This window comes from Geitlerinema sp. CS-897 (assembly GCF_028368005.1).
Classification (GTDB): domain Bacteria; phylum Cyanobacteriota; class Cyanobacteriia; order Cyanobacteriales; family Geitlerinemataceae; genus Baaleninema; species Baaleninema simplex.
The window spans coordinates 1-14,671 of record NZ_JAQNCQ010000040.1; the positions used below are offsets into that span (position 1 = coordinate 1).

Below are 14,671 nucleotides of genomic sequence, written 5' to 3' on the forward strand. Positions count from 1 at the left end.
CCAGAGCGAATTCTGATGCCGTACAGCTTGCCCAATGGTCGTTTTGGACTCTAGCTTCCCAATTGAATCGGTAATCGCCGACGAAAATCCAAGGTTTTTGAGCTTCTCGATCGGAAAACCTTGCACCATTTTCTGAAAAACAGTCCCAAAACCCTTACTGGGTGTACATTTCAGTTTTGTTCAGCAAGCCCTAAGTAAACGGGAACTTTTTAGCTATTGTTTGAGTCTACTTTAAATTAAGATGAACTTTTGACCTAACCAAAGAGTAGCTGTTTTTACAACCTAAATTGAAAAAATCAAATTTTATAGCTATTCCAACATTTACCCTGCAAGAGATCGTTGATTTTTTACAGATCAAGTGTTTTCAATAAACTGTACAAAAAAGGAGTCTCGAGCCAATTGTATCCTTTTCTAAATGCAGTTTACAGGCATTTACTCTACATACTAAAGTTGGAAAAGCCAATTTCATCAGCCGTAAATTCCTTTTTTGATAAGGTTACGGTGGTTTTTTATAAAATTCAAAAAAGCGGTCGGCAACTTTACAAAAAATTGATAAGTTCGACAAACTAACGGGAACTCCGAAAAAATACTGAAGTCACAACGAGTAAACCTAACATTTTTTATCAGAGGTGTAGGAAATGAGCTTACTCATAACAGGTAGTCCTGGCAACGATATCTTACTTGGCACTGAGGACGATGACTTTATGCTAGGGGTTGGAGGCAACGACTCCCTTCGAGGAAATGCTGGTAACGACACGATGTATGGTGGCTCGGGTAGCGATACGCTTTGTGGAGACGAGGGAGACGATATTCTACTGGGTGATAGCGATAACGATTTCCTCTACGGCGGCTCGGGTGACGACCTAATATTCGGAGGCTTAGGTAACGACCTCATGTTTGGCGGCCCTGGCAATGACACCCTCGATGGTCAAGGCGGGAACGATACGCTGTATGGCGGCTCCGATAATGACTCTCTATTGGGTGGCGAAGGCAACGATGTAATCTTTGGCGATACCGATGGAGATCGAGACGTTCTCTGCGCTGGCGGTGGAACGACGGCGGCTATGCCCGGTGACGATACATTGTCCGGTGGTGAAGGAGAAGACTCACTAAGCGGACAGCAAGGAAACGATGTATTGTTTGGCGGCAATGGCAACGATCTCGTTTATGGCGGTCAAGATGACGATCTCCTTGGTGGTGAGACTGGCAACGACACCCTGAGCGGAGATTTAGGCAAAGATTGGCTCTTTGGCGGTCAGAACGACGATTTGCTCTTCGGAGGTGAAGATACAGACACTTTAAATGGTGAAGGAGGCGACGACACTTTACATGGAGGTTTTGGGAACGACGAACTCGATGGGGGTGCAAACGAAGACGCTTTATTTGGTAACCAAGGCAACGACATAGTTCGAGGTCGTGAGGGTAACGACGAGCTGAATGGCGGCCAGGATGAAGATACCTTGTACGGTGGCGAAGGAAATGACTTTCTATTTGGCAACCTTGGAGATGACGAACTCTACGGCGGCCTCGATGAAGATACGTTGTCCGGTAATGAAGGTAACGATGTCCTATATGGAGATTTTAGCAACGACTACCTTTTAGGCGGTGATGGGAACGATACTCTCATCGGTGGTGATGCTTTGTTTGCTATCCCCCTGGGCAATCAAGATGTTGTCGATTCCCTTGAAGGTGGATTGGGTAAAGATCTCTTCGTTCTTGGAGATACTCATCGCGTCCACTATACGGTAGTTGGAAATGACGACTACGCCCTGATTACCGATTTCAATACGAGTACGGACACCATTCAGCTTCATGGAGCTGTGACGGACTATCAGGTCTTAAATACTCCATCCGGTGCATATCTCTTCCAAATTGGGACGGGAGCTGACGAACTCATTGGCATTGTTGAAGGGGTGTCAGGCTTTGACCTAACTCAGTCTTACGTCACTTACGTATAAGCTAATCATGGATTGAGAGTGGAACTCAGACCGATAGTGGTTCGTTTTTCTGAGTTCCACTCTCCTCGATTGAAAAGGCGATCTTCCCCTCTGAAGTTACGAGTCGAACTCCTGTCTCAATAAGCTCACGACGCGATCGAGCAGAACCGAACGAGATGCCTTAAACAAAATGCGATCGCCCGGCGTCACGAACTCCCGCAATCGTTTCGCCAAGCGCTCCCGAGCTTGCTTCGAGTCTAAATTTTCCCAATCCACGAAGGGAGTCCCCTGCGCTCCCGACACCATCGCCTCGGCTTCTGGGGCTTCCGCCAACACGAACAGCGCGTCTAGATTTAGCGCCTTGACCCGTTCTCCAACCTCTCGGTGAAACTCCAAAGCGCGATCGCCTAACTCCCGCATCGTTCCCAACACCGCAATCCGACGCGTTCCCGGTGTCTGCACCAGCATTTCCAACGACGCCAACATCGACTCCAACCCGGCGTTATAACTTTCATCGAGAAGCACGATATCGTTGGGAAGTTCGTACCGTTTCGCCCGCCCTCCCGGTAAATCCACTGTCAGTCCGTCTCGCAACGGGGCGAGATCGATCCCCAGAACTCGCGCCACCGCCAACGCGGCCAGCATATTCAAGGCGTTGTGACGGCCCGGAAGCGGTAGTCGATAGCGATCGCCCTCTAATTTCAACGTATCCACGTCCACGAGGGTTCCGCACAAATCGCCTCCCTCTAAGCCAAACGTCACCGTTTTTCCCGACCAAACCCGCGAAGCCGTTTCCATCAACAACGGATTGTCGTAATTGAGAATTGCCACCCCATCCGAAGGCATTTCTGCCAACAGCTCGCATTTCGCCTCGGCGATCGCTTCCCGCGACCCCAACAAGCCGATGTGTGCCGTTCCCACGTTCGTAATTACCGCGACCGTCGGACGCGCAATGTGCGTCAGTTCGGCAATTTGTCCGCGCCCCCGCATTGCCATTTCAACGACCGCGTAATCGTGTTGGGGCGTTAGTTGCAACAGGGTTTTCGGAACGCCGATTTCGTTGTTGTAATTCGCTTGAGTTTTTAAAACCTGACCCTGCGTCTCTAAGATGGCTGCAATCAGTTCTTTCGTCGTGGTTTTTCCCACCGAACCCGTCACCGCCACCACAGGAATCGCATGAATGTCTCGCCACCAGCGTCCTAACGTTTGATAAGCGGTCAGAGTATTAGGAACGACCAGTTGAGGCAGACTCGGATCGGGATTGCGACGGCGAACCACGACGGCGATCGCGCCAAGCTCGATCGCTTTCCATACGAAATCGTGACCGTCAAAGGTTTCCCCTTCTAACGCCACGAACAGATTCCCCGCTTCGACACTGCGACTGTCGGTGGAGATTCCCGTGCATGGCGTCTCGAAGCGGGCGTTCGTTATCCCGTGCGACTTGGCGGAGAGAACGTCTGCGATTTGACAGAGGGCGATGTGCATGGTGACAGGGGAGAGGGAACGGGGAAGGGGAGAGGGGGAGCAGGGGAGAAACTGTTAACTGTTAACTGTCTTCACTGGTGACTGGTGACTGGTGACTGTAAAAGTGACTGCTACAGGCGATCGGACCGTTTCGGCGTTAAGATTTTAGCTTGGAGCGCGAACACGATCGACCCACCGAGGAGACAACCGAGGAGATAGTGGGGAAAATCCCACCAGGCGAAGGTACTCCCCAGAAATAGTTTACCGATAACCATCTCTCGCAACGCAGCCAGTAGCGGTGGATTCCACAGTTGCAAAAACTCTAACAGACAGGTGAGGACAAACACTGTTACGGCGATCGCCCAGGCTTCGAGTTCGGGAAACAAGAAGGAAATCAGAAAAATGAAAAACATCTCATACACGATCGCTCCTGCAAACCCGTTTATCCAAGCTTGCCAGACTCCTCGATGGGCTTTCGTCCACAGTCCCAAGGGAACAGATATCGCTAAAGCCACAGCGAGAGCTTTGCGGTAGTTATGGAGTCTTCGGTTGCGGGCGGTACGAAATCTCATTTTGGCCACGATCTCACTGGCGATTTCCCCTCTCCATTCAAAACCAAATTCGGGATTTCCGCAGAGACCCCCTCGCACCTGAGGGTGCAACCGCGACAAATCGCGACAACCTTTTAGAAGGTGAAGGTCGTTCGCAGTGTCCCGATGAAAATTCCTTCATTATCGCTGTTCTGGTTCGGATTCACCAACCAGATAAATCCTGGCGTGACGGCAAGGTTTTCTGAAAGCTGAATTTTATACAACCCTTCGATATGCCAGGGTACATCGTTCTCGAAATCCGTATCTCCCGGCACGTCCAGACTCCCGAGATAGGGTTCGGCACCGACGATAATTGCGCCCAAATTCCCCGGAAGTCCCAAATCGGAGAAGGACAAGGCTAGAGCGTAGTTCCAGATTTCGGCATCTCCCAACCCGACTAAACTCGCATCGGTGAACCCTCCCCAGGCACTGATACGGAACTGCCGAGACGGGTTCCACGAGGCTTGGAGACCGTAGGAGTTGCTGACAACTCCCGTCGTCAGTTGAGATTCTGTCAACCCCGAAACGGCTGCATCTAACGCACTCGGCGACAGGATTCCTAAATTCGTTCCCGTTCCGCCCAAGCCAAACCGCCGTCCCTCCGAAACGTCGTAGGCGTGAACGTAAGTGAACCCGAATTTCAAGCGATCTGTCGGCTCGAGGACTATTTGACCCAAGGCGGAGTAGTTCCCGTTAAAGAGTCCCGATCCCGCGTTGGGATCGTTGCCACCTCGGGCCAGATATCCCGCTGAAATTTCTAAGACATCGTTAAGGCGGTAGCGCACGCCGATCCCTTTACCGCCAGCACCGCTATTGTAGATGGCGTTGCGTTCGGCAAATCGGGAAAGCGCCCCCGTCACGCCGTTTCCGCTGTCGAGTCCTGGGTTGAAGGTATCGGAATAAAACAGGTGTGCGCCGACGTTGGCCATGAGCGTGACGTGGAGGTCGTCGGTGATGGGGAAGGCGTAGTGCAGTCGGTGAAGAATAGCAGCGTCGTCGGTGTCGCCGTCGAAGGTCAAGCGGCCTTCGTTGGTGTGGAGTTCGTCGGCGAAGGTGTTGCCCAGGTTGCCAAATTGGATGCGGGTGGTGAGGCGATCGCGCCCCGTAAAGCTGGTGCAGAAGTTGAGACGACCCCGGTTGTAAAAGACGGTTTGGACGTCGTTGTCGTCGTCGGAAATGCCGTTTCCTCCCCAGGCGTCGGCCAGGACGAAGGCAATTTCGCCTTGCAGTTGGGTGGTGGTGGAGAAGGTATCGGACTCGAGTTGACTGATGCGGGATTCGAGACCCTCGACCCGGCCGCGCAAGGCGGACAGTTCGGCCGCGAATTCATCTTGTAAGCGGCGTACTGTGGCGAGATCGGTCGGTGCGATCGCCTCGCTGTTTCCGACGGTTTCTACGAGGCGATCGAGACAGGCGTTCAATCCGGCCGCGAATTCGTAGCGCGTTATCGCGTTGTGACCGTTATAGGTGCGATCGGGATAGCCCGCGATACAACCGTAGCGTTCGGCAAGGGATTGCAAGGCTTGAAATGCCCAGTCCGTCGGCTCTACGTCGGATAGTTGCGAAACTGAGGTCACTTGGGCGGCCGCCAGGTGAGTCGAGGCGAGAAGGGTAGCCGTGACGATGAAAGGCTGGGCGAGGAAACGTTTAAAACGAAAGGGGTTCACCGAATAGAGTTCTCCAATCGATCTATACTTTTTAAGTGATGTTTTGTATAACTGTATAACGAAATATAGCTAATTTGAAAGCCATTGGCATAAATCGCAACAACTGTTTACCGCCAAGCGCGAATAGCACACTGTGTGCAGGGGGAACGGTTAACTGGGTCTTTCTTGTCGGAGTTTCACCAGTTCAAACGCAAAGCCAAACTTTTGAGTCGCACAGTTTACGATAAAATTTTAATGCAAAAAAATCTGCATTAAATTTAATTAATTTTGTCTTAAAAAAACGATTTTTTTATCAGAAATACTGTAAATTATTTTTTGATAAAAATAAATATTTGTAGATCGGGTGCATTTCAAAAATGTCAATTTATCAGATCGGGGTCTACGCAGTAAGTTAAGCTGTTGTTGGGTTTCGAGATCGCTCCACCCAACCTACTCCAAATTCATGTTTTTACAAAAGTGAAATGAGCCCTATAGATCGACAAAAATATTGCAAATCAAGTATTAATAAAAAATACAAAATCTCATATAAATAGGGCTTGCTGAATAAGTCTCCAGAGCGAATTCTGATGCCGTACAGCTTGCCCAATGGTCGTTTTGGACTCTAGCTTCCCAATTGAATCGGTAATCGCCGACGAAAATCCAAGGTTTTTGAGCTTCTCGATTGGAAAACCTTGCACCATTTTCTGAAAAAAAGTCCCAAAATCCTTACTGGGTCTACATTTCAGTTTTGTTCAGCAAGCCCTAAATAACTATCTTGCGATGGTTAAACGTGGCAAGACAATGTTAACGCTGACAGCGATCGCACGTTCCGCACGGTTGCGCCTCCTCTCCAAATCCAAACGCTTCCAGTAAAAACACCCAACGGCAGCGGCGGGTTTGGAGATACTGCTTCATCTGTCGAACGGCGTCAGTGTTAAAATTGGAGTTCGGGGAACTGTCGAGAATTTTGTAGTGGAAGGGATCGCGCCACATCAGTTGTCCGCGACTGTGCAACACTGACAGTGCAATTTCGGCGTCTTTGTATTCCCGTTTTACGGTGTCGAGATGTCCCGATCTCGGAAGTTGTTTGGCTAACTGTTTGGCACGTCGGATTTGTGCGTTCTCTCGATTTTGGAAGAACTGCTGGCGTTTCTTGTCGCTCGGATCGAGTAATCCCGTAGGTTCGCTGACGATGGAAACGGCGATCGCGGGGTTTCCGTCGCGCCCTGCTCTCCCCACTTCTTGCACGTATTCTGAAAGTAAGGTGGGAACCTGGTAATGAAACACCCAGCGAACGTTGGGTTTGTTGACTCCCATACCAAAAGCACTCGTCGAAACGACGAACTGCAACGTTCCATTTAACCATTGTGCCTCGATTTGACGGCGATCGCTCGCGCCCAACCCTGCATGATAGGCGGCGGTAGCAAATCCCTGCTGCTGCAACCCATACGCCAACGTTTCGCAATCGCGGCGAGTTCTCGCGTAGACGATTCCCGCTTCCTGGGGATGCTGTTTCAGGAATTTAAGAAGTTGCTGTTTGCGGTTGTGCGGCGTACAGGTATGGCGCACGTGTAAGGATAAATTGGGACGATAGGGATTTTGTAAAAACTGCTGGGGCGATCGCAGTTGTAGCACGTCTCGAATGGTTTGCTGTGCGGCGGGATTGGCGGTGGCGGTAAAGGCGGCGATGGGAATGCGAGTTTTCGGCGGACGGTTTTTGAGAAGTTGCGATCGCACCGCTCCCAACCGTCGGTACGCCGGACGAAAGGTGTCCCCCCACTGCACCAAACAGTGCGCTTCGTCGAGCATCATTCCGTTAACAACGAGGTGCGGTTGCGTGAGAATTTGCCAAACTTTCGAGCTGAGGAGGGTTTCGGGAGAGAGGTACAGCAAACGGAGTTGTTGGCGTTCCAAGGCGTTGAGAACGGCTTTTTTCTCAGAACGCGATCGCTCGCTGTGAAGTGTCGCGGCGGGAAGATTGCGATCGTGCAATTCCTGCACCTGATTTTCCATCAACGCCACCAGTGGCGACACCACCAACGTTACGCCGTTTTGCAACAACGCCGGAAGTTGAAAACAAATCGATTTTCCGCCACCCGTGGGAAGTACGATTAATGCGTCTCGTTGCTGGAGAATCGCCCTGACGATTTCCCCTTGCGGATAGCGAAAATCTTCGTATCCCCAAACCTGTCGAAACGTCTCCCGTACCCGATTCCAATCGCTCATTTTACAGGGAACAGTGTTAGGGTGCGTGACTTGAAAAATCGGGTGTCGAACTTGAAACCGAGAAATCGTCACGCACCGACAGTGTACACCCCCAACATACAAGGGTGCGTGACTTGAAAAATCGGGTGTCGAACTTGAAACCAATAAATCGTCATGCACTGCTCATCATCCCATCATCCCATCACCCACGCCGTCTCAACACTTCCTCGCGAATGGCTTCGAGAGTATCGGCGAGAGATTGCTCGAAGATGTCGTAAAATAGCGTTTCGGGGGTTCCGTCTTCTGGAGAAACGTTCACGGTTTGTTTGAGGCGCAAATGGTTTGATTCGGCGACAGATTCGAGAATCCAAGAACCTTCGAGTCTGGCGAGATCGCCTTCGACGAGGCGAAAGTCGATGCGCTGGTTTTTGGTTTCCAGGTTTTCGGTACGGATGCGCGATCGCACGTTGAGAAAAAAGATGCGACGCTCGCTGACTTGTTCGACGACGTGGCGGTTTCCTTCAACTTCGAGAACGTCGCTCGACACGATATTGGGGAGAAAGTCACTAAAGTTATCGTAATCGGCGATGACGTTCCAGACTTCTTCGACAGACGCATCGAGGAGGATTTCGGCGGTGTAGGTGTTGTCGGCGTCTCGGGTAATGCGAACTTCGCCGTCGCGTCGCGACAGTTGGATCTCGGTGGCGGGAACGTCAACGGCTATAGTGGGGGCGGTAGCAGTTAGCACGCCGAATAGAAAGGCTGTACTGACGAGAAAGGAAGCGGAACCGAAATAGCGCATAGAAATTAGGTTGGGTTGAGAGACTATTTTGTAGCCTTAGATACTTCAAAAAACTAGATTTTGTGCTTATCTCCAAATAAGACTTGAAAAACTGTAAAGATTTGTATCATTCGTTCGATCGTACCATTGCTGTCGGGAGAAGTCAGGAAGTAACCGTGAACGACACTATCGAGGCTTGTGAAATTATCGCTCATCGGGGCTTTTCTGCGATCGCCCCCGAAAATACGTTAGCCGCGTTCGACTTAGCGATCGAAGCCGGAGCCGATTCGCTCGAGTTAGACGTGCGTTTGAGCGGTGACGGGATTCCGATCGTCATTCACGACGAAACCCTACAACGCACGACGCCGATGCGGGGAGAAGTCAGTCAAACCCCGTGGCGTCAGTTGCGGGAACTCGACGCGGGAAGTTGGTTTGACGAAGAGTTTGCCGAAGAACGAATTCCCACGTTAGCCGAAGCCCTCGATGCCACGTGGGATTTACCGAAATTTCTCTATTTGGATATCAAGCCCCATCCAACCTGGACAGACGATCGCATCGGGAAAGTCTTGCGACTGCTTGGAGAGCGGGGGCGGATCGATCGCTGTTACGTGTGTTCCTTCGATACGACGTTGTTAGAGCGGTTTCGCGAACGATCGACAGAAGTGCGACTGTGTTACCTCGTCGCCACGGTGGAAGCGTTTCGAGGGTGTTTGTCTCGAGCCTCTCGGGAAAAGGCGATCGTCTCGTGTTTGGCCGAGGTATTACTCGACGAACCGGGACTCGTGCGAGACGCCAAAGCCCGAAAAACCCAAGTTTTAGCGTGGGTTGTCGACGATCTCGACGAGTGGGAACGACTCAAACAAATCGGCGTTCGAGGTGTCGTGACGAATACCCTGTGCGATCGCGCGTTGGAGTGGCTCGAGGAATAGTCGGGGAGAGGGGAAGAGGGGAAGAGGGGAAGAGGGGGAGAAGGGGAGAAAAAGTTATCTGTTTCCCGTTCCCCGTTGCCTGTCTTCACTGATGACTGGTGACTGGTGACTGGTGACTGTTCCCCCTTCCCCGTTCGACAAAACCTAGAAAAACGGTAACGCTCCCTGAAGTAACAGACTGCCAACGCCAGTGATGACGTTGAGGAGGTTGCCGCCGAGATCGCCGTTGCGAGCGCGTTCGCGGGCTTCCTGAAAGGCTTCTTCTTCCGCTTGGATGGCGGCGATAAAGAACTCGGCGGTTTCGTACCCTTCCCGATTTCCTACCAGGAAGTAGATTTCCGAGGCGCGTTCGGCGTCGGCGATCGCCTGTTCGATATCGCCCATACGGTTGTGAGCGGCGGCTCGTCCTAAATAAGCTAACGGAAACTCTGGCTCTAAGTTAATCGCTTGCGTGTAGAATGCGATCGCCCCTTGAAAATTCCCTTTTTCCGCTTCTTCACCGCCCCAGAGCAACAAATCTTGCGGCGTGACGGCGGCTCGAGGAATTCCGTAAGCGCCCCGCAGATTGATTCCCGTTAGAATCGCGCCCTCGTACTGTACGTCGGTTAAATAGGCATCTCGTAAATCCGCCCCCGTCAAGTTCGCCCCCGTCAAGTTCGCCCCCGTCAAGTTCGCCCCGACGAGAGAAACGCCTGTAAGGTTCGCCCCGCTCAAATCCGCCCCCGTTAAATCGCTGTGGCTGAGATTGGCGCGGACGAGATTTGCCCCCGAGAGGTTCGCCCCGACTAAATTGGCATGAACGAGTCCCGCATCCCGCAAATCGCACCCGGAACAGTCTTGGGTTGACAGCAGTTGTTGCAGGTGTTCGATGTTTTCAGCTTGGGCGGGTGCTATCCAACACACCGTCGCGAGAAGTGCTGCTGTTGCGAGTTTTGGAAGTTTCATAGCAGTTTCACCATCGAAAATTGCCAAAAGTTACATCGTCGAGCGTAAATTCATAGGGAACGGGGAACGGGGAACAGAGTTTTCGCCTAAAGAGGGGTTTCGCGATTTTCCCCTCATGATTAATAAGTTTAAGCTGAAAGCCTTACCCGGTTAAAAGTTCGGCGATTCCTTGCATTGTAACTTCAGCAGAATGTAAATGTTCGATCGCCTCTCCATCTCCTCACCTCATCACTGGCGACTGGTGACTGGCGACTGGTGACTGCAAAAACCCTCACTTCCACCCTCGAACGACTTGCAAACTTCCCCCGGCGTACAGCGTGCGATCGCACCGTCCGAAGCCCACCGCCGAGAGCAATCCCGGTAAATCGGTGTGAAGGAGCTTCCAAGCGGTTTCGGTTTCAAAGAGCCAGAAAAACGTTGCCAATCCCGGCCAAAATAGAAGGTTCGTCGGTTTGTGAAAGTCGGCGATCGCGAAAACGCCCCCAGGTTTGAGAACGCGGAACACTTCCCAGACGATGCGATTGAGAATTTCGGGTTCCATCTCGTGAAGGGCGGCGCTGGTGTGAACGAGATCGAAGCGTTCGTCTTCAAAGGGCAGATCTTGCGCGAAAGCTTCGACGTAATCGGCTTCGGGAACGTTGGCTTTGGCTCGTTCGATGGATTTGGGGGACGCATCCAATCCGGTGACGTGTTGAGATCGTCGCACCAGATATTGCGTCGCCTGACCGCTGCCGCAGCACAAGTCTAACACTCGAGTTTCTGGGGAGATCGGCAAATCTGCGATCGGCAGCGTCCGAAAGCGATCTTCACCGCCGACGGCGAGGGCTGCGGTGCGAGAAATGCTGTCGTAGAGCCACTGATAGCGATAACTGAGGTTTCTGAGAATCGTTGCCATTGCGATCGCCGTTGAGAAAGATGAGGTTACCAAAAATGTGAGATGAATTTCGACCAATCGAGGAAACTGAGCGAAGCGAATCCTTATAAAACCACAAGTGGCGGGTAAAGTTTGTTATCATGGCGACATGATTGTGATTGAAGCCAAACTCAAGGGAAAGGCATCCCAATACGCCAAACTAGACGAAGCCATCCGAACGGCACAATTCGTTCGGAACTCGTGCTTGCGGTATTGGGAAGATCGTCAGGGGGTCACTCGCAATGACCTTCAAAAGCTCTGTTCAAAACTCGCCAAGAATCCCGAAAGCCCTTGGGTGAAAAAGCTCAACTCCCAAGCTCGGCAAAGTTCTGCCGACCGTGCTTGGCAATCCATTTCTCGGTTTTATACCAACTGCAAACAGAAAGTATCTGGGAACAAAGGCTATCCCAAGTATAAAAAATTCAGCCGTTCGGTTGAATATAAAAAAACGGGATGGCGTTTATCTCCCGACCGGAAAGAAATCGAGTTCACTGACGGATTTAAAGCGGGGAAATTTGAGCTTTGGACGAGCCGAGATTGGGTTTTCTACTCCGAGCCAAAAATCCAACGAGTTCGAGTGGTCAAACGAGCTGATGGGTATTATTGCCAATTCCTGATTCAATGGGAGAGGAAAGAATCCCATGAGTTTCAAGGAAACGTGGTCGGGATTGATTTAGGACTCAAGGAGTTCTACACCGACAGTAACGGCAACACGGTAGAAAATCCCCGCTACTTGAGGCTCTCTGAAGCGAGACTTCGTAGGTTACAGCGTCGGGTGAGTAAACGGTACGTCAAGGGGAAGAAACAATCGAAGCGATATCATAAAGCGAGAAAAGCCTTAGCTAGGCAGCATCTTAAAGTCTCAAGACAGCGTAAAGACAAAGCAATTAAAGACGCTTTGGCGTTAGTGAGGTCTAACGATCTCATTGTCTTTGAAGACCTAAAAATTAACAATCTGGTAAAAAATCACCGATTGGCTAAATCGATTTCCGATGCGTCGTGGTATCAGTTTGTTCAATGGCTGCAATATTTCGTCAAGATTTACAGGACGATTTGTATTGCTGTCCCACCTTATCATACAACGGTGAACTGTTCGGGGTGTGGTCATCCGGTTCAGAAAACCTTAAGCACTCGGACACATCAATGCCCGAAGTGTGGATTAGTGTTGGATCGGGATTGGAACGCGGCGCGCAACATTTTGGCGAAAGGATTGCAGGTTTTAGCAGGATATTTAAACAGTACGGGAGGGCATCTCGGAACTGAGGTCAAAAGCCTAAACGCTCGGGGAGAGAACGGCCTCTGGTTGTCCGATAGAGATATCGGGCATCTAAGTCGGCTCGTGGAACTGAGAACCGACAATTTTGTTGGGAATCCCCCACTATAATGTGAAGCGTTTAGTGGCGGGAGGATGTCAAGCACACCCTTCAATATATTCGACTTCCGGCAGTTTTCCCGCCCGATACTGGGTGACGTAGTCGTAACTCGTCTCGAAAATCACGCGATAGTTGCGATCGCGCCAGTCTTGTGGAACAAAGGTGAGATAGTGTCCGTTTTGCGGCGCTCCCCCCGTGTAGGGATGTCTCGAGACTTCGATGCGATCGGGGTACAACTGCTCGATTTCTTCCTCACTATTGCCAATTCCCGCCCCGCTCACCGTCCGAACCACGGGATTTCGCACGTCTACTCGCGTGATACGCCCGTTCGTCACCATAAACGAAACATCGCGCATTCCGTTTTCGGGAACAATGTAGTGACACTGAGGCGAATCGTAGACCCCTTCTCGAACAAACGTCGTTCCTGCCGATCGCGAGGCTTCTGCTACCGTCATTCCCACGCGAACGGGGCCGATTCCATCGATGGCGACGCGCGATCGCGGGGTCAGTTGCGATTGCGATCGCACTGAATCTACCGATAGATTCAAAATGAGTAAAGCTGAGAAAAAAGCGATACCCATTTTAAAGAAATTACGTTTTTTGAAAAGCATTTGACAAAAACAACAATTCGTTCTTGGCTGAGAGCAAGATATCCTAAAAGACCTCGATCGAGACAGTCATGAAGATTGGAAGATCGTCCCAACAGTAGTTTTAAACATTTTACGTCACCATCTTTATAATAACTGAAGTGTTTTCAAGCAGCGACGAGTCAACTCAATTCTCGCTTGAAGGTCGTCATCATCTAGAATATCGATATTTGTTGCAAAAAAATAGACGTTATCGTTTTGCTCCACGTATCCCACATACCAACCGACATCAGTCTGACCGCTGCGTTCGAACGTCACCCAACCTGTTTTTGCACGAATCGTATACTCTGGTGTTTGCTCGACGATTGCAATGTCTTTTACGGTCGCCATAACCTCCTCAGAAAATGGCAGATCGTCGAGATACAAACGTTGCAAAAACTGAATTTGCTCTCGAGGCGTAATGCGTAAATCACCATCGAGCCAAAAACGATCGATCGCCTCAGCATTTCCAATGTTTTGATTCCCGTAATCTGCTTGAGCGACCCACTCTCTCATGCGATCGTAACCGATCCGACGTGCTAACACCTGATAGAACCAAACCGCCGAAATACGAAAAGCAGTCCGCATATTAAGATCGCGGTTCCAAGCCGGAAAACTCCGCTCGACGCCATCCCAGGTTAAAATTGCCAGATCGTTGGCGATCGCGCGGGTTTCGAGTGCGACGAGCGAATTGAGAATTTTGAACGTCGAAGCAGGTAAAAACGGCGTCGCGTTGCGTTCGGGGTTATGTTGGTACGTGCGATCGTGATTGAAGTCGTATACCACGATCGAACCGTTTACCCCCAGTGTTTGAAACTGCGCTGAAAAGTCCGCGCTCGTTTCATCTGAGACGTTCGCGACGGGTTGAGAAGTTAACTCCACCCCTGACTCCGCCAATACCGGGTACGTTAAACTTACCATCAAACCTAATACGACCCAACTGCCGAATTTAAACCCGAGACAGCTCATACGAAAACCTCCTCGCTCGTTGTAACTGAAGAACAGTAGCCACTACAAACTCAGCAAGAGGTATTCCTGAAAACTGGTAAATTTGGGAATATCATCGCGTCCGGTAAGTGTCCGTTTCATCTCGACTGAAGTTCCCCCTGTAAACATACTCAGGCTCTTCCGAACTTACTATGCAAGAAATCGCTTAAACCCTTACAGGGCAAGAGTTTTTGCTAAACTGTATAAAAAGTCTGCTCAAATCGCGAAATTCCTTTCCAGATATAGGCTACAAGCATTTACCCTACACACCAAGG

At 50.7% G+C, this 14,671-nt stretch carries 12 protein-coding genes; 3 read left to right on the top strand and 9 right to left on the bottom strand.

Annotated features, from left to right (window positions below; genetic code table 11):
- The first annotated feature begins 638 nt into the window (after positions 1-638).
- Positions 639-1,958 carry a calcium-binding protein gene (locus POG22_RS02080; protein ID WP_498903348.1) on the top strand — a complete coding sequence of 440 codons (1,320 nt, stop codon included), beginning with the start codon at positions 639-641 and terminating at the stop codon, positions 1,956-1,958.
- Between the two features lie 96 nt (positions 1,959-2,054).
- Here POG22_RS02080 and POG22_RS02085 read toward each other — a convergent pair whose 3' ends face one another.
- The 5 genes from POG22_RS02085 to POG22_RS02105 all read right to left on the bottom strand — a co-directional run bounded on the left by POG22_RS02085 (position 2,055) and on the right by POG22_RS02105 (position 8,644).
- On the bottom strand, positions 2,055-3,422 hold the full coding sequence (locus POG22_RS02085) for a UDP-N-acetylmuramoyl-tripeptide--D-alanyl-D-alanine ligase (protein ID WP_498903350.1): 1,368 nt from the start codon (positions 3,420-3,422) through the stop codon (positions 2,055-2,057).
- Between the two features lie 110 nt (positions 3,423-3,532).
- Positions 3,533-3,973, bottom strand: coding sequence for a ribosomal maturation YjgA family protein (locus POG22_RS02090; protein WP_498903352.1), 441 nt, complete (start codon positions 3,971-3,973; stop codon positions 3,533-3,535).
- A gap of 113 nt (positions 3,974-4,086) precedes the next feature.
- A complete protein-coding gene (locus tag POG22_RS02095; RefSeq protein ID WP_498903354.1) occupies positions 4,087-5,658 on the bottom strand; it encodes an iron uptake porin in 1,572 nt (523 codons plus the stop codon).
- 783 nt (positions 5,659-6,441) lie between these two features.
- A complete protein-coding gene (locus tag POG22_RS02100) occupies positions 6,442-7,863 on the bottom strand; it encodes a RecQ family ATP-dependent DNA helicase (protein WP_498903356.1) in 1,422 nt (473 codons plus the stop codon).
- 181 nt (positions 7,864-8,044) lie between these two features.
- Positions 8,045-8,644: an SRPBCC family protein gene (locus POG22_RS02105; protein ID WP_017659956.1), complete on the bottom strand. Its 600-nt coding sequence runs from the start codon at positions 8,642-8,644 to the stop codon at positions 8,045-8,047.
- Positions 8,645-8,799: 155 nt separating this feature from the next.
- Between POG22_RS02105 and POG22_RS02110 the strand changes: the two genes are divergently transcribed.
- On the top strand, positions 8,800-9,552 hold the full coding sequence (locus POG22_RS02110) for a glycerophosphodiester phosphodiesterase (RefSeq protein ID WP_498903359.1): 753 nt from the start codon (positions 8,800-8,802) through the stop codon (positions 9,550-9,552).
- A 144-nt stretch (positions 9,553-9,696) separates the two neighbouring features.
- On the opposite strand, the gene POG22_RS02115 is transcribed toward POG22_RS02110, so the two are convergent.
- Positions 9,697-10,497: a pentapeptide repeat-containing protein gene (locus POG22_RS02115; RefSeq protein ID WP_498903361.1), complete on the bottom strand. Its 801-nt coding sequence runs from the start codon at positions 10,495-10,497 to the stop codon at positions 9,697-9,699.
- Positions 10,498-10,768: 271 nt separating this feature from the next.
- Positions 10,769-11,392 carry a class I SAM-dependent methyltransferase gene (locus POG22_RS02120; RefSeq protein ID WP_498903362.1) on the bottom strand — a complete coding sequence of 208 codons (624 nt, stop codon included), beginning with the start codon at positions 11,390-11,392 and terminating at the stop codon, positions 10,769-10,771.
- A 127-nt stretch (positions 11,393-11,519) separates the two neighbouring features.
- Between POG22_RS02120 and POG22_RS02125 the strand changes: the two genes are divergently transcribed.
- A complete protein-coding gene (locus tag POG22_RS02125; RefSeq protein WP_026097506.1) occupies positions 11,520-12,794 on the top strand; it encodes an RNA-guided endonuclease InsQ/TnpB family protein in 1,275 nt (424 codons plus the stop codon).
- Between the two features lie 27 nt (positions 12,795-12,821).
- Here POG22_RS02125 and POG22_RS02130 read toward each other — a convergent pair whose 3' ends face one another.
- Both POG22_RS02130 and blaOXA read right to left on the bottom strand, forming a co-directional pair.
- Positions 12,822-13,364 carry a hypothetical protein gene (locus POG22_RS02130; RefSeq protein ID WP_498903363.1) on the bottom strand — a complete coding sequence of 181 codons (543 nt, stop codon included), beginning with the start codon at positions 13,362-13,364 and terminating at the stop codon, positions 12,822-12,824.
- 153 nt (positions 13,365-13,517) lie between these two features.
- Positions 13,518-14,378, bottom strand: a complete 861-nt coding sequence (gene blaOXA, locus POG22_RS02135; protein WP_498903364.1) for a class D beta-lactamase — start codon at positions 14,376-14,378, stop codon at positions 13,518-13,520.
- Positions 14,379-14,671: the final 293 nt, after the last annotated feature.

Coding starts and splice junctions, on each gene's coding strand:
- POG22_RS02085 (WP_498903350.1), bottom strand. CDS start 3,422: ATGCACATCGCCCTCTGTCAAATCGCAGACGTTCTCTCCGCCAAGTCG.
- POG22_RS02130 (WP_498903363.1), bottom strand. CDS start 13,364: ATGGGTATCGCTTTTTTCTCAGCTTTACTCATTTTGAATCTATCGGTA.
- POG22_RS02100 (WP_498903356.1), bottom strand. CDS start 7,863: ATGAGCGATTGGAATCGGGTACGGGAGACGTTTCGACAGGTTTGGGGA.
- blaOXA (WP_498903364.1), bottom strand. CDS start 14,378: ATGAGCTGTCTCGGGTTTAAATTCGGCAGTTGGGTCGTATTAGGTTTG.
- POG22_RS02125 (WP_026097506.1), top strand. CDS start 11,520: ATGATTGTGATTGAAGCCAAACTCAAGGGAAAGGCATCCCAATACGCC.
- POG22_RS02105 (WP_017659956.1), bottom strand. CDS start 8,644: ATGCGCTATTTCGGTTCCGCTTCCTTTCTCGTCAGTACAGCCTTTCTA.
- POG22_RS02090 (WP_498903352.1), bottom strand. CDS start 3,973: ATGAGATTTCGTACCGCCCGCAACCGAAGACTCCATAACTACCGCAAA.
- POG22_RS02115 (WP_498903361.1), bottom strand. CDS start 10,497: ATGAAACTTCCAAAACTCGCAACAGCAGCACTTCTCGCGACGGTGTGT.
- POG22_RS02080 (WP_498903348.1), top strand. CDS start 639: ATGAGCTTACTCATAACAGGTAGTCCTGGCAACGATATCTTACTTGGC.
- POG22_RS02120 (WP_498903362.1), bottom strand. CDS start 11,392: ATGGCAACGATTCTCAGAAACCTCAGTTATCGCTATCAGTGGCTCTAC.